Origin of the sequence: Crossiella sp. CA198 (genome assembly GCF_052078295.1) — a bacterium.
Lineage (GTDB): Bacteria > Actinomycetota > Actinomycetes > Mycobacteriales > Pseudonocardiaceae > Crossiella.
On record NZ_JBQJIM010000019.1, the window covers coordinates 134,861 to 159,354 of the forward strand.

At 69.3% G+C, this 24,494-nt stretch carries 21 protein-coding genes; 10 read left to right on the top strand and 11 right to left on the bottom strand.

Annotation, left to right across the window (positions count from 1 at the left end; translation table 11 throughout):
- Positions 1 to 9 precede the first annotated feature (9 nt).
- Positions 10 to 675, top strand: a complete 666-nt coding sequence (locus tag ACTOWY_RS30085; protein WP_441312973.1) for a glycoside hydrolase family 75 protein — start codon at positions 10 to 12, stop codon at positions 673 to 675.
- Between the two features lie 4 nt (positions 676 to 679).
- On the opposite strand, the gene ACTOWY_RS30090 is transcribed toward ACTOWY_RS30085, so the two are convergent.
- Both ACTOWY_RS30090 and ACTOWY_RS30095 read right to left on the bottom strand, forming a co-directional pair.
- On the bottom strand, positions 680 to 1,381 hold the full coding sequence (locus ACTOWY_RS30090; protein ID WP_441312974.1) for a response regulator: 702 nt from the start codon (positions 1,379 to 1,381) through the stop codon (positions 680 to 682).
- Positions 1,378 to 2,631, bottom strand: a complete 1,254-nt coding sequence (locus ACTOWY_RS30095) for a sensor histidine kinase (protein WP_441312975.1) — start codon at positions 2,629 to 2,631, stop codon at positions 1,378 to 1,380. Before ACTOWY_RS30095 ends, ACTOWY_RS30090 begins: the two co-directional genes overlap by 4 nt.
- Positions 2,632 to 2,743: 112 nt before the next feature.
- On the opposite strand from ACTOWY_RS30095, the gene ACTOWY_RS30100 reads away from it, so the two are divergent.
- Both ACTOWY_RS30100 and ACTOWY_RS30105 read left to right on the top strand, forming a co-directional pair.
- On the top strand, positions 2,744 to 3,448 hold the full coding sequence (locus ACTOWY_RS30100; protein WP_441312976.1) for a DUF998 domain-containing protein: 705 nt from the start codon (positions 2,744 to 2,746) through the stop codon (positions 3,446 to 3,448).
- 29 nt (positions 3,449 to 3,477) lie between these two features.
- Positions 3,478 to 3,933: a hypothetical protein gene (locus tag ACTOWY_RS30105; RefSeq protein WP_247764143.1), complete on the top strand. Its 456-nt coding sequence runs from the start codon at positions 3,478 to 3,480 to the stop codon at positions 3,931 to 3,933.
- On the opposite strand, the gene ACTOWY_RS30110 is transcribed toward ACTOWY_RS30105, so the two are convergent.
- Positions 3,930 to 4,571 (bottom strand): TetR/AcrR family transcriptional regulator, encoded by a 642-nt coding sequence (locus ACTOWY_RS30110; RefSeq protein ID WP_441312977.1) that lies wholly within the window; start codon positions 4,569 to 4,571, stop codon positions 3,930 to 3,932. The genes ACTOWY_RS30105 and ACTOWY_RS30110 overlap by 4 nt on opposite strands.
- Before the next feature lie 126 nt (positions 4,572 to 4,697).
- On the opposite strand from ACTOWY_RS30110, the gene ACTOWY_RS30115 reads away from it, so the two are divergent.
- The 3 genes from ACTOWY_RS30115 (at position 4,698) to ACTOWY_RS30125 (ending at position 7,490) form a co-directional block, all read left to right on the top strand.
- Positions 4,698 to 5,909 carry a lipase family protein gene (locus ACTOWY_RS30115; RefSeq protein ID WP_441312978.1) on the top strand — a complete coding sequence of 404 codons (1,212 nt, stop codon included), beginning with the start codon at positions 4,698 to 4,700 and terminating at the stop codon, positions 5,907 to 5,909.
- A 291-nt stretch (positions 5,910 to 6,200) separates the two neighbouring features.
- Positions 6,201 to 7,076 carry a hypothetical protein gene (locus tag ACTOWY_RS30120; RefSeq protein WP_441312979.1) on the top strand — a complete coding sequence of 292 codons (876 nt, stop codon included), beginning with the start codon at positions 6,201 to 6,203 and terminating at the stop codon, positions 7,074 to 7,076.
- A 3-nt stretch (positions 7,077 to 7,079) separates the two neighbouring features.
- On the top strand, positions 7,080 to 7,490 hold the full coding sequence (locus tag ACTOWY_RS30125) for a PIN domain-containing protein (protein WP_441312980.1): 411 nt from the start codon (positions 7,080 to 7,082) through the stop codon (positions 7,488 to 7,490).
- A gap of 50 nt (positions 7,491 to 7,540) precedes the next feature.
- Here the strand turns inward: ACTOWY_RS30125 and ACTOWY_RS30130 are convergent, their stop codons facing one another.
- Genes ACTOWY_RS30130 through ACTOWY_RS30140 form a run of 3 tightly spaced genes read right to left on the bottom strand, consistent with a single transcriptional unit; the run spans position 7,541 to position 10,589 of the window.
- On the bottom strand, positions 7,541 to 8,518 hold the full coding sequence (locus ACTOWY_RS30130; RefSeq protein WP_441312981.1) for an ABC transporter substrate-binding protein: 978 nt from the start codon (positions 8,516 to 8,518) through the stop codon (positions 7,541 to 7,543).
- An 11-nt stretch (positions 8,519 to 8,529) separates the two neighbouring features.
- Positions 8,530 to 9,540 (bottom strand): FecCD family ABC transporter permease, encoded by a 1,011-nt coding sequence (locus tag ACTOWY_RS30135; protein ID WP_441312982.1) that lies wholly within the window; start codon positions 9,538 to 9,540, stop codon positions 8,530 to 8,532.
- A gap of 2 nt (positions 9,541 to 9,542) precedes the next feature.
- Positions 9,543 to 10,589, bottom strand: coding sequence for a FecCD family ABC transporter permease (locus ACTOWY_RS30140; protein WP_441312983.1), 1,047 nt, complete (start codon positions 10,587 to 10,589; stop codon positions 9,543 to 9,545).
- Positions 10,590 to 10,604: 15 nt separating this feature from the next.
- On the opposite strand from ACTOWY_RS30140, the gene ACTOWY_RS30145 reads away from it, so the two are divergent.
- Positions 10,605 to 10,949, top strand: coding sequence for an RNHCP domain-containing protein (locus tag ACTOWY_RS30145; protein WP_441312984.1), 345 nt, complete (start codon positions 10,605 to 10,607; stop codon positions 10,947 to 10,949).
- Here the strand turns inward: ACTOWY_RS30145 and ACTOWY_RS30150 are convergent.
- Genes ACTOWY_RS30150 through ACTOWY_RS30160 form a run of 3 tightly spaced genes read right to left on the bottom strand, consistent with a single transcriptional unit; the run spans position 10,936 to position 17,297 of the window.
- Entirely contained in the window at positions 10,936 to 12,786 is a 1,851-nt protein-coding gene (locus ACTOWY_RS30150; protein WP_441312985.1) for an FUSC family protein, read from the bottom strand. The two genes, ACTOWY_RS30145 and ACTOWY_RS30150, sit on opposite strands and share 14 nt — an antisense overlap.
- A 24-nt stretch (positions 12,787 to 12,810) precedes the next feature.
- Positions 12,811 to 15,069, bottom strand: a complete 2,259-nt coding sequence (locus ACTOWY_RS30155) for an FtsK/SpoIIIE domain-containing protein (protein WP_441312986.1) — start codon at positions 15,067 to 15,069, stop codon at positions 12,811 to 12,813.
- Positions 15,070 to 15,077: 8 nt separating this feature from the next.
- Positions 15,078 to 17,297 carry an FtsK/SpoIIIE domain-containing protein gene (locus ACTOWY_RS30160; protein ID WP_441312987.1) on the bottom strand — a complete coding sequence of 740 codons (2,220 nt, stop codon included), beginning with the start codon at positions 17,295 to 17,297 and terminating at the stop codon, positions 15,078 to 15,080.
- A gap of 244 nt (positions 17,298 to 17,541) precedes the next feature.
- Between ACTOWY_RS30160 and ACTOWY_RS30165 the strand changes: the two genes are divergently transcribed.
- Positions 17,542 to 18,594: a phosphotransferase gene (locus ACTOWY_RS30165; RefSeq protein WP_441312988.1), complete on the top strand. Its 1,053-nt coding sequence runs from the start codon at positions 17,542 to 17,544 to the stop codon at positions 18,592 to 18,594.
- 1 nt (position 18,595) lies between these two features.
- Here the strand turns inward: ACTOWY_RS30165 and ACTOWY_RS30170 are convergent, their stop codons facing one another.
- Entirely contained in the window at positions 18,596 to 19,024 is a 429-nt protein-coding gene (locus tag ACTOWY_RS30170) for a nitroreductase family deazaflavin-dependent oxidoreductase (RefSeq protein ID WP_441312989.1), read from the bottom strand.
- 564 nt (positions 19,025 to 19,588) lie between these two features.
- Here ACTOWY_RS30170 and ACTOWY_RS30175 point away from each other — a divergent pair.
- The gene (locus ACTOWY_RS30175; RefSeq protein ID WP_441312990.1) at positions 19,589 to 21,673 is read left to right on the top strand and encodes an NB-ARC domain-containing protein; all 2,085 of its coding nucleotides are present in this window, start codon (positions 19,589 to 19,591) and stop codon (positions 21,671 to 21,673) included.
- A gap of 29 nt (positions 21,674 to 21,702) precedes the next feature.
- Here the strand turns inward: ACTOWY_RS30175 and ACTOWY_RS30180 are convergent, their stop codons facing one another.
- Positions 21,703 to 23,295: a hypothetical protein gene (locus ACTOWY_RS30180; protein ID WP_441312991.1), complete on the bottom strand. Its 1,593-nt coding sequence runs from the start codon at positions 23,293 to 23,295 to the stop codon at positions 21,703 to 21,705.
- A 253-nt stretch (positions 23,296 to 23,548) separates the two neighbouring features.
- Here ACTOWY_RS30180 and ACTOWY_RS30185 point away from each other — a divergent pair, with 253 nt between their 5' ends.
- Positions 23,549 to 24,409 (top strand): helix-turn-helix domain-containing protein, encoded by an 861-nt coding sequence (locus ACTOWY_RS30185; protein ID WP_441312992.1) that lies wholly within the window; start codon positions 23,549 to 23,551, stop codon positions 24,407 to 24,409.
- Positions 24,410 to 24,494: the final 85 nt, after the last annotated feature.

The following is a 24,494-nucleotide window of genomic DNA, read 5'->3' on the forward strand; positions in this document are numbered from 1 at the left end:
GAGGTGGATATGCGCAAGCTGCTCGTGCTCGCCACCGGAACCCTGCTCGCCGTCACCGGACTCACCGGTCCGGCCGCGGCCGTGACTCCGGCAGGTGGACCCACCGCGGCCCAGCTGCTGGCGAAAGTGGCTTCCTGCGACCAGATCTCCGCTGGCAAGTACCGCACCGACACCGGGACCGGCGCGACCGTGCCGGTGTGCGGCCAGTCGAAGGTGGTGCACTGGCGGGCGGACCTGGACATCGACTGCGACGGCCAGATCACCCCGGAGTGCAACAAGACCACTGATCCCTGGTTCCAGCCGGACACCGCCTTCCACCAGTCCGACGGCAAACCGCTGATCTCGGCCAAGCTGCCCTATGTGGTGGTGCCCAGTCCGAGCGGGACCTTCGACTACCGCAAGCACGGGATCGCCGGCGGCGGCGTGGTCGCGGTGATCTACAACAACAAGGTGCAGTACGCGGTGGTCGGCGACACCGGTCCGGCGAACATCATCGGCGAGGCATCCTATGCCGCGGCGAAGAACCTGGGCATCAACCCGGACCCGCACCACGGCGGCAGCGACGGCCCGGTGACCTACATCTTCTTCAAGGGCTCCAAGGTCTCCCCGATCGAGAACGCGGGCAAGGCGGTCAGCGCCGGCGAACAACTCGCCACCGCGTTCGTCGGGAGCTGACCACTCAGACACCGGGGCGGACCAGGCCGGTCTCATAGGCCAGCACGATGGCCTGGGCCCGGTCGCGCACCGCGAGCTTGGCCAGGATCCGGTTCAGATGGGTTTTCACGGTCTGTTCGGACAGCACCAGTTCCACCGCGATCTCGGTGTTGGACAGGCCCTTGGCGACCAGGGTGAGCACCTCGGTCTCCCGGTTGGTCAGCACGTCCAGCCGTTCCGGCCGCGCGGCCGGAACGGCAGGCCGGGTGCGGACGAACTCGCTGATCAACCGGCGGGTCACGGTCGGCGCCAGCAACGCATCCCCGGCCGCGACCACCCGGATCGCCGCGATCAGCTCGGCCGCGGGCGCGTCCTTGAGCAGGAACCCGCTGGCGCCGGCGCGTAACGCCTCGAACACGTAGTCGTCCAGGTCGAAGGTGGTCAGCACCAGCACCCGCAACGGGTTCTCGTCCACCTCACCGTCCGAAGTGGACGGATCGCCAAGCAGCCGGCGGGTGGTCTCCAGGCCGTCGAGGCGGGGCATCCGGATGTCCATCAGCACCACGTCCGGCCGCAGGCCGCGCGCGTCCAGCTCGGCGATCCGGGCCAGCGCCTCGATCCCGTCGCCCGCGCCGCCGAGCACCTCGATGCCCTCCTGCGCGCCGAGCAGCCCGGCGAAACTCTCCCGCACCATCGCCTGGTCATCGACCACGAAGACCCGGATCACGCCGCCCCCTCGGTGTTGTCCGCCAACGGAATGCTCGCCCGCACGGTATACCCGCCATCCGGCCGCGGCCCGGCCTGGAAGGCACCGCCGACGATGCCGATCCGCTCCCGCATCCCGGTGATCCCGTTGCCCGGCCCGGTTTCGCCAGCCGGTTCGGCGCCGGGATCGTTGTCCACCACCAGGTGCAGCCCGTCCGGTAAATGCCGCAGCCACACCTGCACGGCCGCGCCGGGACTGTGCCGCCGGGCGTTGCTCAGCGCCTCCTGCGTCACCCGGTACACCGCCAGCCCGACCGCCGCCGGAACCGGCCGCGGCTCGCCCTCGACGGTCAGCGTCGCCGCCACTCCCGAGTCACCCGCCGCCGCGAGGAGTCCCGGCAACTCAGCCAGCGTCGGCTGTGGCGCCAGTTCCGGCCCGGCGTCCTCGGTCCGCAGCACCCCCAGTAAGCCGCGGGTCTCCGCGAGCGCCTGCCGGGCGGCATCACCAAGCTGGGCAAGCTCTTCGCGCACCTTCTCGTCCGAAATGGACAGTCGGTAGGGTGCGGAGTCGGTGCGCACCGCGATCATCGACAGGTGGTGCGCGATGATGTCGTGCAACTCCCTGGCGATCCGGGTGCGCTCGGCCAGCACCGCGGACCGGGCCTGTTCCTCGGCCATGTCCCGGCGCACCCAGGCCAGTTCCGATTCGGTGGCGCGCAGCTGGCTGCGGCTCACCCCCGCCAGCACCGCGGCCAGGGCGAACAGCGGTGGGAACAACGAGTCCGCGACGCCGCCGAGCGGGATCGCGCCGGCCAGCGTGGTCAGCCCCACGGTGATCACCCCGATCGGCAGCCGGTATTGCCGCGGCGCACGGGCCGCCGCCTGGTAGATCGCCGGGATCAGCGCCAGCGCGCCCATCGACCAGGGCCGCTCCAGATTGGGGATGCCGATCAGGATCCGCGGGAAGTGCAGCAGCGAGGAGACCACGGTCAGCAGCACCAGCACACCCATGGCCAGCCGCCACGCGGCCAGCGGCGAACGCCTGCTCAGCAGCCAGGGCAGCAGGTGCGCGGCGATGAACACCGCCGCGACCGGCGTGCCGAAGAGCTGTCCCCAGGTGAGCATGTTGGCCGCGGTCAGGTACAGGAAGAGCACCGTCACGATGGCGCGGCGCACCCACAGCGGACCCGGCAGCCCGGCCACCGGGGGTCCGCACTCGGCGTCCCTGGCGGTGAACAGCACCCGCCACCCGGCTCGGAGGTGTTTCTGCATGGTGCTGACGCTAGCCAGGATCAGGCCGCCGATCGTCACACCGTGGTCCGGTTTCCGGAGTCAACCCGTGGTGTGACGACGAGACAGAACCGGCCTCACCAGTCTCGGACACATGGATCCCACGCTGCGTCTGCTCACCCGGTTGCTCGCCACCTCGGCCCTGTGCTGGCTGGCCTGCGCGGCCGCGGTGGCCTTGTTCATCGACTATGTCTACTTCGGACAGTTGGACCCGTTCCGGTCCACCTTCAGCGAGTTCATCTTCACCCGGCAGGGGGCCCGGCTGGTCGGGATCAGCATGCTGGCCACCGCCTTCGCCTCGCTGGTCCTTGGCGCCGCGCTGATCAGTGCCAAGGTGCCCGGCGGGCGGGCCGCGGCCTGGCTGATCGGGGTGTGGGCACTGGGCCTCGGCATCGCCGCGGTGTTCCCGATGGAACCGGTGCACGAGCCGCTGACCGCGCACGGGGCGGTGCACCGCTACGCCGCGCTGACCGGGTTCATCACCTTGCCACTGGCCGGATTGCTGCTGGCCACCCGGTTCCGCGAGCACCCGCAGTGGGCCTGCCTCACCCGCACGCTGCGGGTGCTCTCCGCGCTCGGACTGGCCGGGGTGCTGGCCTTCCTGGCCACCTTCCTGCCGCTGGAGCGACCGCTGTGGCTGTTCGGCGAACGCGGTTACAGCGGCCTCACCGAACGGCTGCTGCTGGCCGCCCATGTGGTGCTGTTGCTGGTGCTGGCCTGGCGGCTGCGCCGGCACGCAACGCAGCCGGAGATCACCCCGAAGCGGGAACCCGCACTCGTCCGTGGCGAACGCTGTTGAGGTCCACAGTGGACGCCTAGCGTGGACGGATGCGCCGAACCGCCGTACTGGCCGCCCTGCTCGCGGCCGTCGCCGTCAGCCCAGCCGCCACCGCCGCTCCCGGCACCACGCTCAACTTCACCGCCACCCGCAAGCTGATCACGCTGCCGGTGTTCCCGGTGCCCGGCATCGGCTACGCGGTGCAGTCCGAGCTGGCCAACACCGACGGCTCAGCCGCGGGCAAGCTCACCATCAACTGCACCGTGGTCGCGCTGACCGTGGACGCGCCGCCGCTGATCGAGGCCCAGTGCCTGCACATCTTCCGCTTCCAGGACAACGCGGAGATCCACACCACCGCCCGGGTGACCCGGAAGCTGGCCAGCCAGGACACCCACCGCGCGGCCATCGTCGGCGGCACCGGCCGCTTCCGCGGCATCGAGGGCGAGGGCACGATCGTCTTCGACACCGAGACCACGGTGAAGTACAGCCTGGACTACGACGTCTAGCGGGTCGTGATCGCGGCGACCATCAGGTGCCGCATGGTCGCGGTCACCTCGGCCGCGGGCATCGGCCGCTCGGCCGCCTGCCACTCCCGCAGCAGCCCGGTCACCGCGCCCACCAGCGCGGTCGCGATCAGGTGGTAGTCCCGGTCCGGGGCCTGGCCACGGCTGGCCGCGCGGGTGGCCTCGCCCTCGATCAGCGTGGTCCACTCGGCCACCCAGCGCTGGTGCTGCCGCTCCATCGCCGGGCTCACCCCGACCGCCTCCACGTAGGCCAGCCGGGGCCTGCGCGGGTCGGCGGTGATGTCGGCCATGAACACATCCAGCAGGGTGCCGATGCGCTCCGGCGCGTCCGCGGTATCCGGCAGCGTGCGCAGCGCGCCGACCACGTGGTGCAGCGCGACCGCGTTGATGTCGTTGTGCAGGCTCAGCAGCAGGGCCTCCTTGTTCGCGAACTCCTCGTAGAAGTTGCGGGTGGAGACCCCGGCGTGCGTGCACAGCTGCTCGATGCGGGTGCCGTGGTAGCCGGCGGTGGTGAACAGCTCCAGCGCGGCCTCGACCAGCCGGGCTCGGCGGTCGGCCTTGCGCTGTTCGGGACGCATGCCGCGGTAGATGCGCGCGGTGGTCCCCGTCTCCTGGGCCATACGACCAGCGTAGATCGTTCGGGGGGTGTTCGATTGTTAAGTGGTCATGACCATTGCCACATCTGGTCCGGACGGCCTAGCGTGTGAAAATCTCGATTACCAGAGCGAGCGTCCAGGAGGTCGCCCGTGTCGCCGTCCCCCCGACTCCGCCTGCTCAGCGCCTGTCTGCTTACCGCGTTGGCGCTGACCACCCTGCCCGGCACCGCCACCGCAGCCCCGGCCGCGGTACCCCTGCCCTCCGCCGACCCCTTCTACCAGCCGCCGAACCCGCTGCCCGCAGGCAAGCCCGGTGACCTGCTGCGATCCCGTCAGGTCAAGGTCACCGTGCTTGGTCTGGAGGTGCCGGTCTCGGCCTGGCAGATCCTCTACCGCTCCACCTCGGCCACCGGTGCGCCGATGGCGGTCTCCGGCACGATCCTGGTGCCTCGCACCCCGTCCACCGGCAAACCACGCCAGCTGGTCAGCTACGCCGTCGGCGCGCACGGCCTGCACGAGACTTGCGCGCCCTCCTACAAGATGCGCACCGGCACCGAGAACGAGGTGGCCCTGATCGGCCAGTTCCTCTTCGCCGGATTCGCCGTGGTGATCACCGACTACCAGGGCCTCGGCACGCCAGGCCCGCACACGATGGCGGTCGGCCCGGCCGCCGGGCACGCCATGCTGGACGCGGCCCGCGCCGCGCAGAAGACCCCCGGACCGGAACTCGGGGTCGGCCCGGTGGGCATCTACGGCTACTCCCAGGGCGGCCAGGCCGCCAGCCACGCCGGTGAGCTGCAGCCCAGCTACGCGCCGGAACTCCAGGTGGCAGGCGTGGTCGCCGGTGGCATCCCACGCGATCTGCGCCAGCTGTTCCCGATCATCGACGGCGGACCGTTCTCCGCGCTGATGATCGGTGCGGTCTCCGGGCACATGGGCGCCTACCCCGACCTGCCCGAGCAGTTCATCAACGAGGCCGGCAAGAAGCTGATCGCCAAGCAGCGCACCGAGTGCATCATCGGCACCATGCTGCTGACCGGCGCGTTCAAGTGGCTCAAGGACCTGACCACGGTCCCGGATCCGATCAAGGACCCGCGCTGGGACGCCCGGCTGGCAGCGGATGTGCCGGGCAGTCACAAGCCGACCGCGCCGGTGCTGCTCTTCCACGGTGACTTCGACGAGGTCATCCCGTTCAAGATCGCCAAACCACTGCTCGCGGACTACTGCGCCCGCGGCGCCACGGTGGAATGGCGCACCACCCACCTCACCGAGCACATCCTGGGCAACATCGCGGGGGTGCCGATGGCGGTGGACTGGCTGAAGTCCCGGTTCGCCGGGGTGCCCGCCGCCACCTCCTGCTGACTGAGCGCGAGGGCTCCGCAGGACGGCTCGTCCATCATTGTGATGGGCGAGCCGTTCTTGTCAGCTAGTGGTCTTGTGCCTACCGAGCTGGAGAAATTTGATCGAAGGCAGCGAGATTCCTCTACTGTCGGTGACGGTGGGCCCTGATCGTCGGAGTTGGATGCGCCCGGTCGGGTGCTAGATCTGGGTTGCCCTGTCACATTGGTAACGATCAACGGGTTCCGCGGTACCGCCGGTCTACAGTGGTGCTGGTCCAGTGAAACGCGAGCGGCCGGTGAGGAGGGGATCGCTGTGGAGCAGTCAGAAATCACGCTCAGGGCTGTTGGGCCTACTGCTCAAGGCGGTCGGCTTCCGCTTGCTGAAATGGCTCGCATTGCGGGTGAGTTTCAGGCCACCATGGAGAGAATTGCCCATGTGATTCTGGGGGCGTCGGGTGGCGCTGGCAGGCGACCTCGTGAGGTTGTGGATGCCGTTCGGCTTGAATTGACTGGTTTCAAGACCGGCTCGACCGTTCTGGAGATATCGGCACCGGCTGATGTGATATTTGATCACGGATTGCTTGAGCGCTCGCTTGATGCCTTCTTTGCTGGTGTGGAGCAGGTCTCCCGAGGAATTTCTGAGAGTCCGAGCGAATTCACGCCCCAGGTTCTCGATGGCCTTATTCGTCTCTCTGGTGGTATATCGCCGGGTTCGATCGCGTTCTTGGAGATTTCCCGGCGGGGCGGTCCTACGGTCAGGATTGATGACGTCTTTCGTGGGCGCGTTCGTGCGCTGCGTCGTCTCGTGCAGCGGGATGAGGTGGCTATTGTTGGCCGCCTGCATGAGGGAGATTTCGCGCCAGCCGCGCTGAGATGCAGAGTTGACACCTGGGATGCGTCTATCCCCTGCACCTTTGATCAGGATCTCAGGGACAGGATCCTGGCCGCGATGGACTCGATGGTCATGGTGACCGGAGTGGCGGAAACGCAGCCTGATGGTCGAATCAGAACGCTGGATCTGCTCAGTATCTCCATAGTTGACGAGGCGAGCCGCCGTGATCTCGGTCAGCTTGCCGAAGAACAAGAAGTGCGTCCGGTGACGAGTCTTTCGGAGTTCGGGAAGCTCTCTGATCTGGGCGACGATGACTTTGATCAGTTTGTGAATGGTGCAATGTCGGCGAGGTCCTGACTAGTGCAACACGTAATACTGGATACGGATGTTTTCTCGAACCTTGCCTTTGCGAGGCCGCAGGCATCCGGCTACTCAAGTTTTCTGATCGGGAAAATCCCCGCGTTGACCTTCACGTCTGTCGGCGAGATCTATTTCGGTGCCTACAAGGCTGGCTGGGGCGAGCGCCGAGTGACGGCGCTGGAAGGTGCTGTGCGGAGATGCGTGGTGCTTCCGTATGACGCCAATCTTCCCAAGCTGTGGGGCGAGCTGAGAAGTACGGCGTGCCTGAACGGTCATGCGTTGGCTCATCGCGACAATACAAATGATCTTTGGATCGCAGCCTGCGCGATCTACTACCAGGCGCCGCTGCTGACTGCCAACAAGCGGCATTTCGAGGGGCTTCCTGGGCTGAACCTGGTCGATGCGGCCTAGGGGACAGCGGGGCCACCCGGTCCGGACGGCCCCGCTGTGTTGCGATCGGTTCAGCTGACCACGTCGGTGCGCGAGCGGCGGACCAGCTCGGCCAGCTCGTTCATCACCTTGGCGAAGGACTGGTAGCTCATCGGGGCCGCGGCGAACCACGGTCCGACCTGATCGGCCTGCACCGCGGGGTGCAGCTTCCAGGTGCTGATCCCGGCCATCTGGGTCGGGGTCAGCGCCTGGGCTTCCCGGTTGTCCACCAGCACCAGGTCGGCCGGGAACTCCCGGACCTGCTCCCAGCTGACCTTCTGGAAGTACTCCGCGCCGGACTTGGGCTCGTAGATGTCCAGGCCGAGGGAGCGGAAGTACTTGAGGTCGCCGGACTCCTGCGGACGCACGAGGTACAGGTCGTCCTTGGTCGCGCTGACCACCAGGATCTTCAGGCCCGGCTTGGCCTTGGCCGCCTCGCGCAGGCCGGCCTCGGCCTTGTCGAACTCGGCCTTGGCCGTGGCCACCGGACCGCCCTTGACGTCCGCGCCGAGTGCTTGCGCCAGCGCGCTGAACCGGGACAGCACCTCGGGGATCGGCTTGCCGCCGATCTTGATCCCGGCGGTCGGCTTGACCTTGTCCTTGGCGGTGTCCGGCACGTACCAGAGCGTGTCGTCATACATCGTGGTGATGGTCAGCTCGGGCCGCAGCGAGGCGAACTTCTCCAGGTTGAACTCGCCGTAGGTGGAGCCAACCGACTGCACCGAGTTCAGGTCCACGTTGCCGATCTGCGGGTCGGTGCGGCCGTCGGCCAGCTTCTGCGGGCCGAACACGCCGGTGACCTTGACCCCGAAGTCCCACAGCGTGCCCGCGGCCGCGGACTGGGCCACGATCCGGGTCGGCTTGGCCGGCAGGCTGATCTTCTCGCCGCGGTCGTCGGTGAACTCCCACGAGCCGCCGCCGGTCGGGGCGGTGGCGCCGCAGGCGGCGAGCAGTCCGGCGGCGGCCAGCAGGGCGCCCCCTCGCAGCAGTCGACGGGTGCTTCCCAGCATGTTCTTTCCTTTCAGCCGGCGTTGGCGCGATTGGCCCTGGCCAGCAGCCACAACAGGAACGGCGCCCCGACCACCCCGGTCACCACGCCCACCGGCAGTTCGGCGGGCAGCAGGGTCCGGGCGATCAGGTCGCTGACGAGCAGGAGCAGGGCCCCGGCCAGCCCGGAGGCCAGCAGGGGCGGGGTCGCCGACCGGCACAGCCGCAGCGCGAGCTGCGGGGAGACCAGTGCGACGAAGACGACCGGTCCGGCGGCCGCGGTGGCCACCGCGGCCAGGCCGACCGCGATCAGGCCGAGCGAGAGTCTGGCCCGCTGCACCGGGATGCCCAGCCCGGTGGCGGTGTCGTCGTTGAACTGCAACGCGTCCAGCCAGCGGCGCAGCAACAGGGTGGGCGGCAGCAGCACCGCGACGGCCACCCCGATCCAGGCCACGTGGCCGAAATCGCGTGCGTTGAGCGTGCCGGTGAGCCACACCATCGCGCCCTGGGCGTCGTAAACCCCCAGGCGCAGCAACAGATAACTCGTCGCGCCAGTGCACACCGCCTGCACGCCGATACCGACCAGCACGATCCGGTAGCCGGTGGTGCCACGCTTCCACGCGAGGGTGTACACGGCGAAGGCCGAGGCCAGCGAACCCAGCAACGCCAGCAGCGGCACGCCGAGTCCACTGCCGAGGCCGAGCGCGGTGCCCGCGACCACGACCACGTTCGCGCCGCCGGTGATGCCGATCAGGTCGGGGCTGGCCAGCGCATTGCGGGTGAGCGACTGGAACAGCGCGCCGGAGAGGCCGAAGGCCAGCCCGACCAGCAGCCCCACCAGCGCCCTTGGCAGCCGGAGTTCCTGCACCACCAGCAAGGTGGAGTAGTCGCCGACGCCGCCGAGCGCGGCCACCACCTCGTCCAGGCCCAACTGGAACTCGCCGACGGCGAGGCTGACGCAGAACATCAGCAGGGTCAGCGCGCCCAGCAGCGCCGAGATCACGCTGACGCGGACCCGGTTGCCCAGCTTCACGGTGGTCGTCACGATCACAGCTCCGGGAGGCGCTGGCGGCGGACCAGCGCGATGAAGAAGGGCGCGCCGAGGCAGGCCACGATGATCCCGACCTGGAGTTCCTCCGGCCGGGCCAGCACCCGGCCGAGGATGTCCGCGGCCAGCAACAGGATCGGCGCCAGCACGGCCGAGTAGACCAGCACCCAGCGGTGGTCCGGCCCGGTGAGTTGCCGGGCCATGTGCGGCACCACCAGGCCGAGGAAGACCATCGGTCCGCAGGCGGCCGCGGCCGCGCCGGCCAGCAAAGTGATCGCGATGATCGAGATCACCCGGATCCGCCCGACGTTGTGCCCCAGCGCTTTGGCCACATCCTCACCCAGTGCCAGGCTGTTCAGCGCCGGGCTGACCGCGAACGCCAGCACCGCGCCGACGAGCAGGAACGGCAGCAGCTGGCCGAGCACCTGGGGATCCTGGCCGTTGATCGCGCCGACCGCCCAGAACCGGTACCGGTTGAGCGTGGCCGCGTCCAGCAGCAGCACCGCGGAGACCATCGAGTTGAGCATCGCCGAGACCGCCGCCCCGGCCAGCGCGAGTTTGGCGGGGCGCGCGCCGTCCCGGCCGAGGCTGCCCAGGCCGAAGACGATCACGGTGGCCAGCAGTGCTCCGGCGAAGGCGAACCACACGTAGCCGTAGAACGAACCGAGTCCGCCCAGCAGCGCGGACAGCGTCACCCCGAAGGCCGCACCCGAGGTGACCCCGAGGATGCCCGGATCGGCCAGCGCGTTGCGGGTCACGCCCTGCATCAGCGCGCCCGCCAGGCCCAGCGCCGCGCCAACCGCCAGGCCGAAGCCGGTGCGCGGCATCCGCAGGCCCTGCACGATGGCGCTGGAATCCGGGTCGTCCGGCCGGAACACCGCGCGGAAGACCTCGCCGAAACCCAGGTCGGTGCTGCCGACCATGATGGACAGCACGGACATCAGCAGCAGCACACCGAGGGCGAGGAGCAAGCCGAGTGGGCGCGACAGACCGACCCGTGCCGACCGCCTGGTCGTCACCGGTTGCCGCTTATCGACCGTGGTCACGCGGTGAGGATAGCCATGCCTAAGTACGAGGACGCGACCGATTCCGGCGCGGGGGCCGCCAGGTTCACCCGGCGGATCGAGGACTTCACCTGCGGTCACTGCGAGCGCACCGTGCGTGGCAACGGTTACACCAACCACTGCCCGCACTGCCTGTGGTCCCGGCACGTGGACGTCAACCCGGGTGACCGGGCCGCGACCTGCGGCGGACTGATGCCGCCGGTGGCCGCGGGCATCCACAAGGACGCCTACTTCGTGGTGCAGCGCTGCGAGAAGTGCGGCCACCAGCGGCGGAACAAGACCGGCCCCCGGGACAGCAGGGAGACGATCCTCACGTACTTCGGCCGCCCTATCCCGGGCTGAGCATCGAGGTGGCTCGGCGCAGGCCGACCACGTCCGCGGCCAGGCTGTCGATCAGCAGCCGCTGCTCCTCGGTGCGCGGCTCCGGCGGCTCGGCCACCTGCTCGGTCTCGCCGAGCGCGCGCACCAGCCAGTCCAGGGTGTCCCTGGTCAGCGCCGGATCGCCGCCGTGCATGAGCAGTCCGGCGGTGCCGCTGCGCAGCCCGCGCAACGCGTCGTCGGCCTGGGCCAGCGCGGTCCGGTTGACCTCGGTGTCGTCCCGGCCCTTGAGCTGACCGCCGAGCAGCTCGTGCAGCTGCGCGGCACTGCGGCGCTGATCCCGGATCAGCGAGCGCACATCCAGTTCGGCCCAGGACTGCCCGAGCCGCTCGGTGATCGCGGCCAGCCCGGCCCTGGCGCCCTCGGTGGCCCGGCGCAGCCGCTCCAGCGGGGGCGGAGTGCGCATGCCCGGCACCACGGCGAAGCCGAACAGCAGCCCGATGCCCACCGCGAGCACGATCAGCAGCACGTACTCCACCAGCACCGGCCCGGGGTCCAGGTGCCGGGTGGTGGCGTTCATGCCGACCAGCATCAGCACCATGCAGCCGTTGAAGATGATCGGATAGCGCTGCTGGAAGCCGAACCCGATCATCATCGCGACCAGCCCGATCGGCATCAGCGCGGCCTGCGGCAGCACCCACAGCACCGCGACCAGGGCGAGCGCGCCGAGCAGGGTGCCTGCCGCACGTTGCCAGGCCTTGAGCGCGCTGGCCCGCCAGTCCGGCTGCATGATCATGAACACCGCCATCAGGAAGGATGGCATCAGCGGGTCGCCGGGTCGCTGAGCGGCGATGAGCAGGGCCAGCAGCACACCGATCGCGCAGCGCAGGGCATGCCGGAACTGGGCGGACTGCCAGGAGATCGCCTCGATCAGCCGCTCACCCGGGTACTCCGCGCCCAGCCGGGAGGTGGTCGGCCGCCGGTCCCGATCGGTCAGCGCGGTCCGCACCCGGTCCAGGCCGTCCCACAGCGTGATCACCATCGCCGAGGTCTCCCCTGGCAGCGCGGCCGGGGTGGCCGGTCGTTGCGGCGCGGGCGGTTCGCCGCCGTCGACCACCGCGGCGGCCAGCGCGGCGGCCTCGGCCTTGGCCGCGTCCAGCACCGTCCGCAGCTGCCCGGCCAGTGCCTCGTCGAGCTGGTGCACCCGGTCGGTGAGCAGGAAAAGCTTGGTGCGGTAGCGCAGTCCGCCGTCGAGCACCTGACCCAGCCACTGGCGCTGCCGGTCCCCGCGCCAGGCCCGGATCGCCGCGTCCGGCCCGCGCACATCGGTGGCGGTGAGCATCCCGGCCACCGCCGCCCTGGTCGGCTTGTCCGGATCCCGCAGCCCGAGCAGCAGCCGGAACACGAGCACCACGCCGACGCCGAGCGCGGGCGCGAACACCACCTGCCAGACGCCCGCGGTGCCGGTGGTCTGGAAGGCGTACCCGAACAGCGCGCCCATGCCCAGCCCGAGCCCGACGGTGATGAACCGCGGCCCGAAGGTGGGCAGCAAGGCCACCGCGAACACGATCACGGTCAGCACCGCGATGGCCGCCGCCACCGACACCTCGGCCAGCAACCGCGGCCCGGCCACCACCAGCACCATGGCAGGCGCGAACACCGCGAGCAGCTTCAGATCCGGCCACAGCGCGCCGCCGAAGGCCGCGATCAGGCAGAACATCGCGGACAACGCGCCGAGCACCGCGGCGGGACCGAGTCCGGCCAGGAAACCGAGCCCGGCCACCCCGCCGATGACCACGATCATCATGACCGGCAGCATCAGGGCGGAGGGACCCCCGGACCGGGGCGCGCTGGTACTCACGCGCCGATCATGCCGGACCGCCGCTCACTGCTCGGGGACCCATCCCACCTGCACCAGCTGCGTCGGCCGGTTGTCCCGGTAGAGCTGGGCGCAGCCCGGCGGCAGCGTGTACGGGTTCAGACCGGTGATCACATCCGGCGTCGCCGGGTCGCCGTTGAGCAGCAGCACCATCGTCTCGCCGTAGTTCACCGCGTTGAGCAGCGGATCGGTGCGGCTCAGGTAGCGCCCGGCGATGATCAGGTGCAGTCCGATGTTCCCGGCGTGCGGCACCAGGTCGGCCAGCACGTCCAGCACCTCGGCGCGCTGGATGATCTCGTAGTCGTCGATCACCAGGTACAGGTCGGGCCCGGTGCCGCGGCCCTCGTCGCGCCGCTTGACCAGGGAGTCCCGGATCTCGCCGATCGGGACCGCCATCTTGCCGGTCTGGGTCAGGTAGGTGAGCAGCGAGTCGCCCTCCACCGCGCCGAGCCAGTTCCGGCGCGGGTCGATCCCGGCGACCAGGGCCTTGTCCGGGGTGAGCGAGGCGGTGAGGTGGTGCAGCAGCGCGCGCAGCACGTTCGTGCGCCCGCTCTCGTAGTCACCGAAGCACAGCAGGTGCTGCTTCGCGCCGAACCCGAAGCCCTGGAGTTCGCCCTCCAGCACCCCCAGCGGCCACCGCTCGTCCGCAGGCACCTCGCCGATCGGCAGCATCCTGGGCAGCGGCCGCAACTGCTTCGGCCGGTCCCCGGTCCACACCTTGTCGATGGCTGCCACCGGCTGGGCGTCGTCCTGGAACACCGGCAGCGCGGCCAGGAACGGCTCGGCCTGACCGGTCAGCCCGTGCCCGCGGCCGGAGATCCGCTTGGCCAGCACCGGATCCACCGCCGAGTAGTGCGGTGCGGACAGCCGGAGTTCCAGCCGGGTGCTGAAGGCGTCGGCCAGCGCGCCGTCCAGTTCGGCCCAGCGGTGGATGCCCAGCAGCACGTGCACGTTCACCCCGGGACCGCGGCAGATCAGGTCCCACACCGCGTCGTGCGCATTCGTGGTGCGGCGCAGGCCGTACCAGCCGTGCACGATGACCACCACCGCGGCCGGTTCCCGCTCGGCGGTTCCGTTGCGCCGGGCCAGTTCCCGCCGGTCGACCAGCGCGGCGAGGTCGGTGGCGGTGTGCCACAGCAGGGAGAAGTCCTGGTATCCGGCGGCCACCCTGGTGTGCGGCAGCTCGCGCAGCCCGAGCAGCGATTCCCCGGCGAAGTCCAGCACATACAGCTGGAGGTGGGCCGGGGTGTTGGCCAGCGCCAGGCCGAGCGCGGCGTTGTGCAGCACCTCCTCGACCCCGGCGGACGGATCGCCGACGACCAGCGCGTGACCGTCCCCTGTGGACAGATCCAGCCGGAACGGCGCCCGTCGCCGTTCGCCGCGCCGGTCCACCAGGCCGACCACCGGGGCCAGCCGCGGCTCACCGGGACAGTGCAGGCCGAGTTCTTCGCTGGTGGCCAGTGGTGGCAGCAGGGCGTCTAGGGCCATCCGCTCGGCCAGTGGCGGCAGCAGCAGCGGCTCCGGGATCGCGCCACCGAAGGGCAATCCGGCCAGGCCCTCGGCCACCTCGACCGGCGGAAGTGGCTGGCAGACAACGGGATCCTGCCCCGAGGGCCACAGCACCAGATCGCTGTCCCGGATGTTCAGCTCGAAGCCGAAGTACTTGGCCAGCCCACTCGGCAGGTCGGTGACCTGGTCCGCGGTCGCGACCAGGTGCACGCCCCGGTCCTGCCAGCCCGGTGCCTCGTCCTTGATCAGTTCGATCAGCCTCGGCGCCAGCCGGTCCAGCTTCAGCAGCCGGTTCACCACCACGACCAGCGTGGTCATCGGGTCCAGTGCGGGGTCGTAGTGCCGGGCCCGCTCGTAGTCGTGCTGGGTGCGCATTGTGCGCTGCCGCAACAACTCCGCCCGTCTGGTGCTCTCCGCGCGCAACGCGGTCAGCACGTGCGCGGCCGCGTCCGGCCCGGTGAGCAGGTGCGCGAGCTGCGGCACGGTCTCGAACCCGGTGAAGACCGCGCCGTCGCCCGCGTCCAGCAGGAACAGGTTCAGCGTGTCCGGCGAATGCGTGCCGACCAGTCCCAGCAGCAACGCGCGCAGCGCCTCGCCCCTGGCCTCCTCGCTCAGCCCGGTGATCAGTCCGTGCGCGCCGATCCCGCCCAGCGCACGGGGTTTCAGGTCCACCGCCACCGGCTGACCCTCCACAGTGGACCCCACCGGCACCCGCAACCGCTGTCCCACCGGCACTACCGGCCAGGTCTCCGCCACAGCTCCCCCTACTCCGTCCACGTGATCTGCACCGTCTCCTCGGTATACCCGCGCCGGGTGAGCGCCCGTCCCGGCGGCAGCGGCCGGGTGATGATCCTGGTCACCGGCGTCGGCGTCGGCAACCCGCCGCTGAGCGCCAGCACGGTGGTGTCCGCGCGGTCCAGCTCCTTGGTGACCTCGTCCAGCTGGGCCGGATGCCGCCCCGCGAGGACCAGGTGGAACCCGGTCTTGTCCGCATCGGCCAGCAGCGGCGCCAGCTGGTGCCGGGACTTGGTCGACAACAGGTCGTAGTCGTCGATCACCAGGTACAGGTCCGGGCCCTTCCAGCCGTGCTCGGCGGTGCGGCGCAGGTCCAGGGACTGCCGGATCTCGGCCAGGACCGTCTCGAACTTGCCGGGATCCCGGATGTACTCCAGCAACATCCCCTCGCAGTAGGCGTTGAACCAGGTCCGCCGGTAGTCCACGCCGACCACCCTGGCTTGTTCCGGGCTCTTCAGCGCGACCAGTCCGCGCAGGAAGGTCTTGATCAGTGTGCTGCGCCCGCTCTCCGGATCGCCGAAGCAGGCCAGGTGCCGGGTGTCCAGGGTGAAGGTCAGCCCGGAGCCCTCCACCAGGCCGAGCTTGTGGCTGCGGTCATCGCCGGTCAGCTCGGGGTAAACCACCTGGTAGGGCAATGCGGTCAGCCGCTGCACCGGGTGCGGCCAGGCCGCGGCGATCTCCGGCGCCAGGTCCCGGCCGGCGTACCGCGGTTCGGCGATGGCGAAGAGCTGGCCCGTGCCGGTCCGGCCGCGCATCGGCCCCAGCCGCGGCGCCCGGCCGGACAGCGGCGAACTGTCCGGATCGTCCAGCGTCAGCTCCAGCCGGTGCCGGAACGCGCCGTGCAGCCGGGGTTCCAGGTCCGCCCACCGGTGCAGGCCGAGCACCACGTGCACCCCCACCGCCTGACCGCGCAGCACCAGCTGCGGCAGCAGGCTGGCCAGCTCCGGGTGCAGCTCGGGATCGGGCCACCCGTGCACGATCACCGCGACCGCGGTGGGCTCGTCGGTCTCGGCGCGCTGCTCAGGTGTTGGGTGGCGGTGGTACAGCTGCTCGCGGTACTTGATCAGTCCGGCCAGCTCGGCCCTGGTCTTGTCCCGCAGGCTGTCGTCCGCGCCACTGACCGCGACCCGCACGTGCGGCAGCCCGGCCAGCCCGGTCAGCGAACTGCCGTTGAAATCAAGCAGGTAGAGCCGCAGCTCGCGCGGAGTCCGGTGCAACGCCATGCCCAGCGCGAAGGAGCGCAGCACCCTGGGCACGCCCAGCCGCTCCGCCCCCACCACCAGCACCTGCCCGAACTGCACCGGGACCTGGAACGAGCGCCCGCGCTCCGGGCCTAGCAACTCGCCCACGAGCACGCTGTGCCTGCTGGCCAGTTCGGCCTGCAGACCACGTTCCTCGGTCTGCACCAGCGAGGTCAGGTCGCCGAAGTCGATCTCCTTCGGCGGGGCGAACCACTGTCCGGCCGGCGGCGGCATCCCGGCCAGCAGCGCCGTCGGCTCCGGCGGCGCGGCCGGGGTGAACGGCACCGGTTCCCGGCCCGGCACCCGCAGCTGCGCCCCGTGATTACCGGTGGCCAGCTCGAAGCCGAAGTAGCCGTCCAGTTCCGCTGGCACATCCGCCAGGCGGTCCTCGGCCACCAGCAGGTGGATGCCGTGGTCCCGCCAGGCCGCGCAGTGCGTGCGCAGCAGCTCGGTCAGCTCCGGCCCCTCCCGGTGGATCAGGCTGAGCCGGTGCACCAGCACGACCAGCGGCAGCAGCACTGGCAGCTCCGGCCGGTAGTGCCGGGCCCGGTCGTAGTCGTGCAGGGTGCGCATGCCGTGCTCGCGCAACAGCCGCCTGCGGGTGGCGCTGGTCGCGGCCAGCGCCTCGATCAGGTGTGACCGGCCATGGGCCAGGGCCTGATCGGCCAGGTGCGGGGCCCGGTAGTAGGGCTCGAAGAGATGCTCGTCCGCACCGTCGACCAGCACGAGTTGCAGCGTGTCCGGGGCGTGCGTGCCGATCAGCCCGCCCAGCAGCGTGTGCAGCAGATCGAGCCGGACCGCGGCCGAGATCCCGGTCAGCAGCCCGTGCGCGCCGATCCCGCCCAGCGACGGCGGTTTCAGGTCCACCTCGACCGGATGACCGTCCACAGTGGACCCAACGGTCACCCGCAACCGCTGTGCCGCCGGTCGCGCCCGCCACCCGCTCAACCCCGGATCCCCCCGTGCTCATCGATCATGTCCGCCACCCATCCTGACGTACTCCGCCCCTGTGCTGGAGCCAGTCGGGCGCAGTCACTGGTCGAAGGGCTACCGCCGTCCGGGGGCGCACGCATCGGTCGCCCTGTGGATGGCGGAGACGCGGATTCAGCGTCAGACTGTCACCAACATCCCCCGTATCCGCCATTCGGGGGCTGGAACCAGGCTCGACTGTGTGAAATGGCGGAGGCCCTCCTTGACGCAGAAGCTCGACACTCGCACCCGCATCGACGCCGACTGGGTTCGCGCGGCGCTGACCAGGGGCTGGGGTCCGGAGTGGGCCCGGGTCCCACTCAACCCCCTCACCGACTGGCTGGGCCGGACCACCGGCGATTCCTGGCTGGTGCACGCCCGCAGTCACCCGCATGTGCTCAAGATCCGGCTGGATCCGGCTGAGCAGGTGGCGCCGGCGCTGTATCCCTTACGGCAGAAGGTGATGGCGCACTGCCGGCGGCACGGCGTGCCCGCACCCAACCCGGTGCCCGCCGCCGACGGCGGCACTGTCTCCTGGCGGGACGACCTGGCCTGCGAACTGACCCCCATGCTCAAGGGCGCGGTGCCCAACCACGCCGGTCAGGACCAGATCGTCGCGGTGGTCCGGGCCGGTCTGCGGCTACGCGCCAGCCTGGACGAGATCCCGGCGCACCTGGTCACCGCACTGGCCGCGGTGATCAGGCCTGAGCCCGCGGACTGGCGGCGCGCGGTGGAGCAGGCCAGGACCGAGCTGCTGCCGGTGGCCGCGCACCGCACCGACGACTGGGGCCGGGCCTGCGCGGCCATGCTGCGCGGCGTGGTGGCCGCCGAGGGCCTGATGGCCGCGATCCGCCCGCGCCAGGTGGCCGCGGCGGTGCACGGCAGCCTGTGCGCCAAGCAGTTCGTGCTCTCCGGCGGCCGCGACCCGCAGGTGCTGGGCCTGCTCGACTTCGGCGCCCTGCACGCGGGCGACCCGCTGCTCGACCTGGCCGCGCTGGCCGACACCGCCGCCAGGGTCCGCGTCGGCGAGACCGCCCAGCGCCGCGCCCTGGCCCAGTTCCTGGACTGCGCTGTCCGCAACAACCTGCTCGCCGAGGGCCAGGAGCAACTGCTGATGCCGCTGCTGCTGACCAGGACCGTCCCGCCGCTGATCGAGGTGATCCGCGAGGTCCTGCTGGACGGCCGCCGCGGCCCCGGCCTGGTCGAGCAGTTCGACCTGTACGACCCGATGCACAAGACCCACGTGCACCGCCTGCTCACCGGACCGGGCTGGTGACTCAGACCCGCTCCAGCACCACCACCGGAATCCGCCGCGAGGTCCGGGTCTGGTACTGGTCGTAGTCCGGCCATGCCTCGGTCATCACCGGCCACAACCGCGCCCGCTCCGCCTCATCCGCGGTCCGCGCCCGCGCGGTGAACCGGTCCCCGGCCACCTGAACCTGGACCTCCGGCCGCGCCTGGAGGTTCAGGTACCACGCCGGATGCGTCGGCGCCCCACCCTGGGCGGCCACCACCACGTAGTCCGCGCCGGCCCGCTGGTAGATCAGCGCCGTTCGTCGTGGCTCCCCGCTGCGCCGCCCGGTGGTGGTCAGCAGCAACGTGGTGGTGCCGTTCCACTCGTGGCCCTGGACGCCGTCGGAGGAGACGTACCGGTCGATGTGCTCCCGGACCCACCCCGTCGGGCTGTCGATCGGCTCCGCGCTCACCCTCGGCTCCTTCTTGAGTCACTGGCCACCCTCGCCGTGGATCAACGCCCGCGGGTTCGCGGAAAGTCCGGACACTGAGCACTTGTTTCACCGCCGCCCGCTCCGCGTCCCGTTTGACCAGAACTCCGACCGCGATCAACCAGCCGGTGATTCTCGTAGCGGGTCCGGGCAAACGGCCGAGCTTGACCGGGCGATCGGGTGGAAGGTCTACGAACTGGTAACGACGGCCACGCCCGCTGCCGAATGATGAAGCGGACAGCGGTACAGAGGGAGGAGCAGGGCGATGAAACTGCCCGGCCCGGTGTCACCCTCAGCAACCACAGACCGGCAGGTCAGCCTGGATGGGCGATATTTGTCGTGGCACTCCTTCGGGCCAGGTGCAGCAGGGGTGGAATGCCGTACTTTCGGCTCTGAACTCGGTGACGCCACCCTGGGAGGCCGAGATGCCGTGTGCGCCCGACCAGCTGGTCACCACGGGGAATCCGGGTGGAGAGCCGGGCGATGAAGTCGGTAGCGGACGATGACCATGATCGACGGAGGTCAGATCCAGCCACCGACAACCGGATGTCCGGACCAGTCCACGGCACGGTCATTCAGGCGAACAGCATCGGCGGTCTTGTGATCACTGCCCAGGCGCCGGTCTTCGCACCACCGCGGCAACTACCGCCGGGACCACACGGTTTCGTCAACCGGGGACCCGAGTTGCGGCGGCTTTCCGACCTGCTACTCGGCGGGGATCGGGACCGTCCCGGCGTCGTGGTGGTCAGTGGCATGGGCGGCGTCGGCAAAACCGCGGTCGGCCTGCACTGGGCTCGACGGCACAGTGTCGAGTTCCCAGGTGGACAGCTCTACGCCGATCTGGCCGCGTATCGGCAGCGGGGGAGCGTCGAGGTCAGCGATGTGCTCGGCGCCTTCATCCGGGCAATGGGCGTGCACGACGACTACATCCCGGCGGATCTCGCGGAGCGGGCCGCGTTGTTCCGCACCCGGACCGCCGCCGCACCCATGCTGGTGCTGCTGGACAACGTCGACCAGGCTGCCCAGGTGCGACCGCTGCTGCCTGGTTCGGCGGCGAGTGCGGTGATCGTGACCAGCCGCAGCAGGCTCAGCGGCCTGTTGATAGACGGCGCGATGCTGCTGGAGATCCAGCCGCTGGACCATGAGGACGCCTCAGCGCTGGTTGTGCACATGTTGCCGGTGGCCCGCGCGCACACCGAAACCGAGGCGCTGCGCGAACTGGCGCGGCAGTGCGGCGGGTTGCCGCTCGCGTTGCGCATCGCCGGCGCGCGGCTGGCGCAACGGCCCTGCTGGCCGGTCGATCGACTGGTGCGTGAACTGGCCGACGAACGCTTTCGGCTCAGCCGGCTCGCCATGGCCGAAGACCACCAGGTGGAACTCGTGTTCGACGCGGTGTATCTGGATTTGCCGGAGCCGATTCGCCGTGGTTACCGGCGGCTGGCCTTGTTGCCCGGTCTTGATTTTGACCTGCCGGCAGTGGCGGTCGGATTCGGCGTGGACGAGGAGGCGGCCGCGGAAATTCTCGCCACCCTGTGCGAGTCGAACCTGGTTGAGGAACGTGGCCTGGAACGCTATCGGCTGCACGATCTGGTGTTGCTGCACGCGCGACGATGGCTGGAACGTGAGGAATCAATGGACGAGATCGCCATCGGTCAGCGTGCGGTGATTTCCTGGTATCTGACCGGAGCCGCGGCCGCGGACCGTGCCGTGTTGGGAAAAAATCGCTGGCGTTGCGCAGAAGTCGACGTGAGCCGGTGGCCGATCTCGTTCAGCCCTGCTTCGGCGATGACCTGGTTCGAGCTGGAACGCAGCAATCTGCTCGGCGCCTGCCGTATCGCGGCAGGACGGCTCTGGCATGAACATGTCTGGCAGCTGTGCGAAGCGCTGTGGGCGCTCTACGACAGTCACAAGCACTACGCGGATTGGATCGAGACACATCAGCTCGGTGTCATCGCCGCGCAGGAATGCGAAGACCAGACGGTGGAAGTGCGGATGCGCAATCAGCTCGCCCGGGCTTACCTGGGCCTGAGCGATTTCGCCAGGGCCGGCGAGGAGCTTGATCGGGCCTGGGCGGTCGCCCGCGCCGCCGAGGACCCACGGACCAGGGCGGTCGTGACCGAGTCGCGCGGCCTGTTGTACCGCGATGAAGGGAGTTACGGCCGCGCAGGCAAGGAGTTCCGCGCCGCCCGCCGGATCTATCAGAAGATCGGCGAACTCCGGGGCGCTGCTATCCAGGCGTATCACCTCGGCGATGTGGTGGCCCGCAGTGGACGGGCGGCCCAAGCAGTGCCGCTGTTGCTTGATGCGTTGCGTGACAGCCAGGAACTCGGCGACGACATGCTGGCGGCCCGGGTTCGCGTTGTCCTGGGCAGTGCCTACGGAAAGCTGCGCCGCACCGCGGAGGCGCGAAGCGCGCTCATCCAGGCGGTGGCCGTGACCAGAGATCGCGCTCAGCCGATCAAGGAGGCGCTGGCGCTGGAGACACTGGTCGAGGTCGCCGAACAGGACCCGGACCCGAAGCTGTTCGAGAGTTCGGCGCGGCGACTTGCCGAGTTGTACCAGGAAACCGGGAGCCCGAGACTGGCCGTTGTCCACGACTGGCTGGTCCGGGGCACCCGGGCGAGCGACTGAGCGCAGTGCGGTCAGGACGGGTGCCGCGGCTAGCTGAGCAGCCGGACCTCAAGAGCTTCCTCAGTCATGCCACCCCACCGGACGCCCAGCTTCAGCGTCGAGTGGCAGCTGCGGTTCGACCGGCGCCAGGCGTAGACCGCGGCGGCGGCGATCAGCGGCGTCGCGTTCACCTCGAACAGCCAGCCTGCCCCGGTGAACAGGCGCACGACACTGCCGCCGACGGTGGCCGCGGCCATGACCATGCACGCCTGGTGGTGCGGGCTGTTCGTCCAGTGAATCGCCGCCGGCCGGTACTGCGGTGTTTCCCGCACCACGATCTCGGCCTGCTGGCGGAAGTGCCGATCGACTACCTCATCCGAGATCACCAGGAAGGAGTCGTCGCCACCCTCGAACCACCGGTGCTGGCCGACCACCGCGGGATACCGTTCGAGCACAATGCGCCCGGTCGTCGAGGTTGCTTCGTAGAGCCCGGCGGTCATCCGGTAGGCAGAGATGCCAGGAGTGGGCAACGGCACCGGATCAGGGACCGGGTGGTCGCGAAGTCGTTCGCTCTGTGGTGGCAGGTCCAACATGCCGTAGAGGGCCTGCCACAGCGTCTTCCGGGCCTGGCCGCGGTTGCCGATGATGTGGTCGGCGATTTCCTGCGCCGCGGACACGTTGGCGGGTGGCACCCCCGTCTCCACCTGCGCGCGCACGTCACCGGCCAGGTCGAGCGGAATCCGGACATCGAACAGGGCAAAGTTCGGCGAGCGTGGGTCCGCCTCGGTGCGGTTGCCGCCCACTGCGAGGAACCGGATGCCCAGCGCGGCGGCGTAGACCGACACCGAACCGTGGTCGCCGACCACCAGATCCGCCGCGGCCAGGGCTCCACGCCAGCCCGCATGCCCCGGGATGAGCAGCAGTCCGGCGTCGAGCGCGTTTCGGAACCTGGTCTTGATCGCAAGCTCGCCGTACTTCCGCCACACGTTGTGGTGCAGGACCATCGCGACCCGGTACTCGTCCGACGGCAGTTGGGCGAGCAGCTTGCTCGCCACCTCGGGCTCGGTGGCCTCCGTGCAGTTCTCGCCCCAGGTCGAGGAGATCAGCACCAGCTGCTGCCGTTCCTGCACTCCCAGCCACCGGCGGATCCATCCCCTGCGCACCCGGTTGTTCTCGATGGCGTCCAGAGTCGGGTCGCCGATCACCACGGCCCGGTCGACAGCCCTCGGGCAGGCCGCGGCCAGCCGTCCGATCTGTTCTTCATGCGACAGGAAGATCCTGGCGGGCACCACGCGATCGCCCAAGGTGAGTTCCCGGTGCGACAGCCCCACGGCTTCGACGCGGTTGCCGGTCCGGGTCGGCAGGATCCGGGCGAAGCCGGCGCCATGGGACACCACCGCCACCGGTCCGTTGAACGCGGCGAGGCCAGTGCCACAGTGCGCCGCCAGTATCAGGTCGTAGCGAGCCTGGACGGCCTCTTCATAGCTGATCACCTTGAGGCCCTGGGCTTCGAGCGCGGCAGCCAGTCCGGAGGCGTGATCCGAGCCGGGCTCGATGACCGCGTGCAAGGTGATCCGGTGGTCGTTGTCGAAGATCGGCAGGATGTCGATCATCCGGTCGAGCGTGGTGTGGGTGCGGAACACGCACAGCACCCATCGCGTGTCAGGCCGGCCACCGCCTTGCCCTCTCGTGGATCTTCGCCGTGTCCCCACCTGATCACCCGACTAGAAGAGTTGAAGCGCTGGGCGCTTGGTGACAGTCAGCATGGTTGCGTTACGATTGCCGTCTTCTGGCTAGAAGTCTAGAGGCTGGGAGGCAATATGGGAACAGGCGTACAGCAGACTGGCTATCTGCTACATAGCAGATCGGTCTGTGTCATACCTTGGGAGACGAGACATGACAGCAGGCGGCAGCCCTGTCGCTCACCAGCGGCGGCTCCGGAGCGAGCTACGTCGGGCACGTGAGGCGGCGGGGGTGACTCAGAAGACGGTGGCCGAGGCGCTTGACTGGTCTCCGAGCAAGGTCATTCGGATCGAGACCGGAGCGGTTGGCATCTCGACGACCGACCTCAAGGCGCTGCTTGCCTTCTATGAGGTGCGGGATGAAGCGGTAGTCGAACTGGTCGAGATCGCCAAGGCGAGCCGCAAGCAGGTGTGGTGGGACAAGTATCGACCGCATTTCCCGTCAAACTTCTTCTCTTTGGTTGCCCTGGAATCTTCAGCCTCGGTTACGCGACATTTTCAGTCGCTGCTGGTGCCGGGGTTGCTGCAGATCGAAGAATACACGCGCGAGATCATCAGTCTTTACGATCGAGACAAGCCTGACTTCATAGAGCGTTCTGTTCGGGTTCGCATGGAGCGTCAAGAGCATTTCTTTGAAAAGGGGGCAAGGGTCCTCTATGTGTTGGATGAGGCTGTTCTGCGACGTGCCGTCGGCGGAAAGGAGGTAATGCGAAAGCAGCTGCTGAAGCTCAAGGAGATGAACGGCCTTCCTCAGGTCAGTATCCAGATCGTCGGGTTCGACAAGGGTGCGCACGTTGGCATGAAGGGGTCCTTCGTGGTCTACGAGTTCGACGAAGAGGGCCAGGATCATGCCATCTACCTGGAATCCTCCAGTGGTGACACACTGATCATTCAGAACAACCCGGCAGAGACCAGTAGGTATGTCGAACTGTTCTTTGAGTTGGAGACCCTTGCGTCGGCAAAGGAAGAACTAGATGAGATCATCGACAGGGTGATCGCGGAGTCATTCGCCTAGTTTTGACGATCATGGTTTCGAACGTGCGCGGGCCCGCGTCGATGAGTTATTGCTGTCCGATCGGGGTAGTGAATTGTCCCAAACG

What these genes read in the sequence shown, in the direction of transcription:
- ACTOWY_RS30085 (WP_441312973.1), top strand. Translation starts at nt 10, where the DNA reads ATGCGCAAGCTGCTCGTGCTCGCCACCGGAACCCTGCTCGCCGTCACC.
- ACTOWY_RS30095 (WP_441312975.1), bottom strand. Translation starts at nt 2,631, where the DNA reads ATGCAGAAACACCTCCGAGCCGGGTGGCGGGTGCTGTTCACCGCCAGG.
- ACTOWY_RS30100 (WP_441312976.1), top strand. Translation starts at nt 2,744, where the DNA reads ATGGATCCCACGCTGCGTCTGCTCACCCGGTTGCTCGCCACCTCGGCC.
- ACTOWY_RS30105 (WP_247764143.1), top strand. Translation starts at nt 3,478, where the DNA reads ATGCGCCGAACCGCCGTACTGGCCGCCCTGCTCGCGGCCGTCGCCGTC.
- ACTOWY_RS30110 (WP_441312977.1), bottom strand. Translation starts at nt 4,571, where the DNA reads ATGGCCCAGGAGACGGGGACCACCGCGCGCATCTACCGCGGCATGCGT.
- ACTOWY_RS30130 (WP_441312981.1), bottom strand. Translation starts at nt 8,518, where the DNA reads ATGCTGGGAAGCACCCGTCGACTGCTGCGAGGGGGCGCCCTGCTGGCC.
- ACTOWY_RS30145 (WP_441312984.1), top strand. Translation starts at nt 10,605, where the DNA reads ATGCCTAAGTACGAGGACGCGACCGATTCCGGCGCGGGGGCCGCCAGG.
- ACTOWY_RS30175 (WP_441312990.1), top strand. Translation starts at nt 19,589, where the DNA reads ATGTCCGGACCAGTCCACGGCACGGTCATTCAGGCGAACAGCATCGGC.
- ACTOWY_RS30185 (WP_441312992.1), top strand. Translation starts at nt 23,549, where the DNA reads ATGACAGCAGGCGGCAGCCCTGTCGCTCACCAGCGGCGGCTCCGGAGC.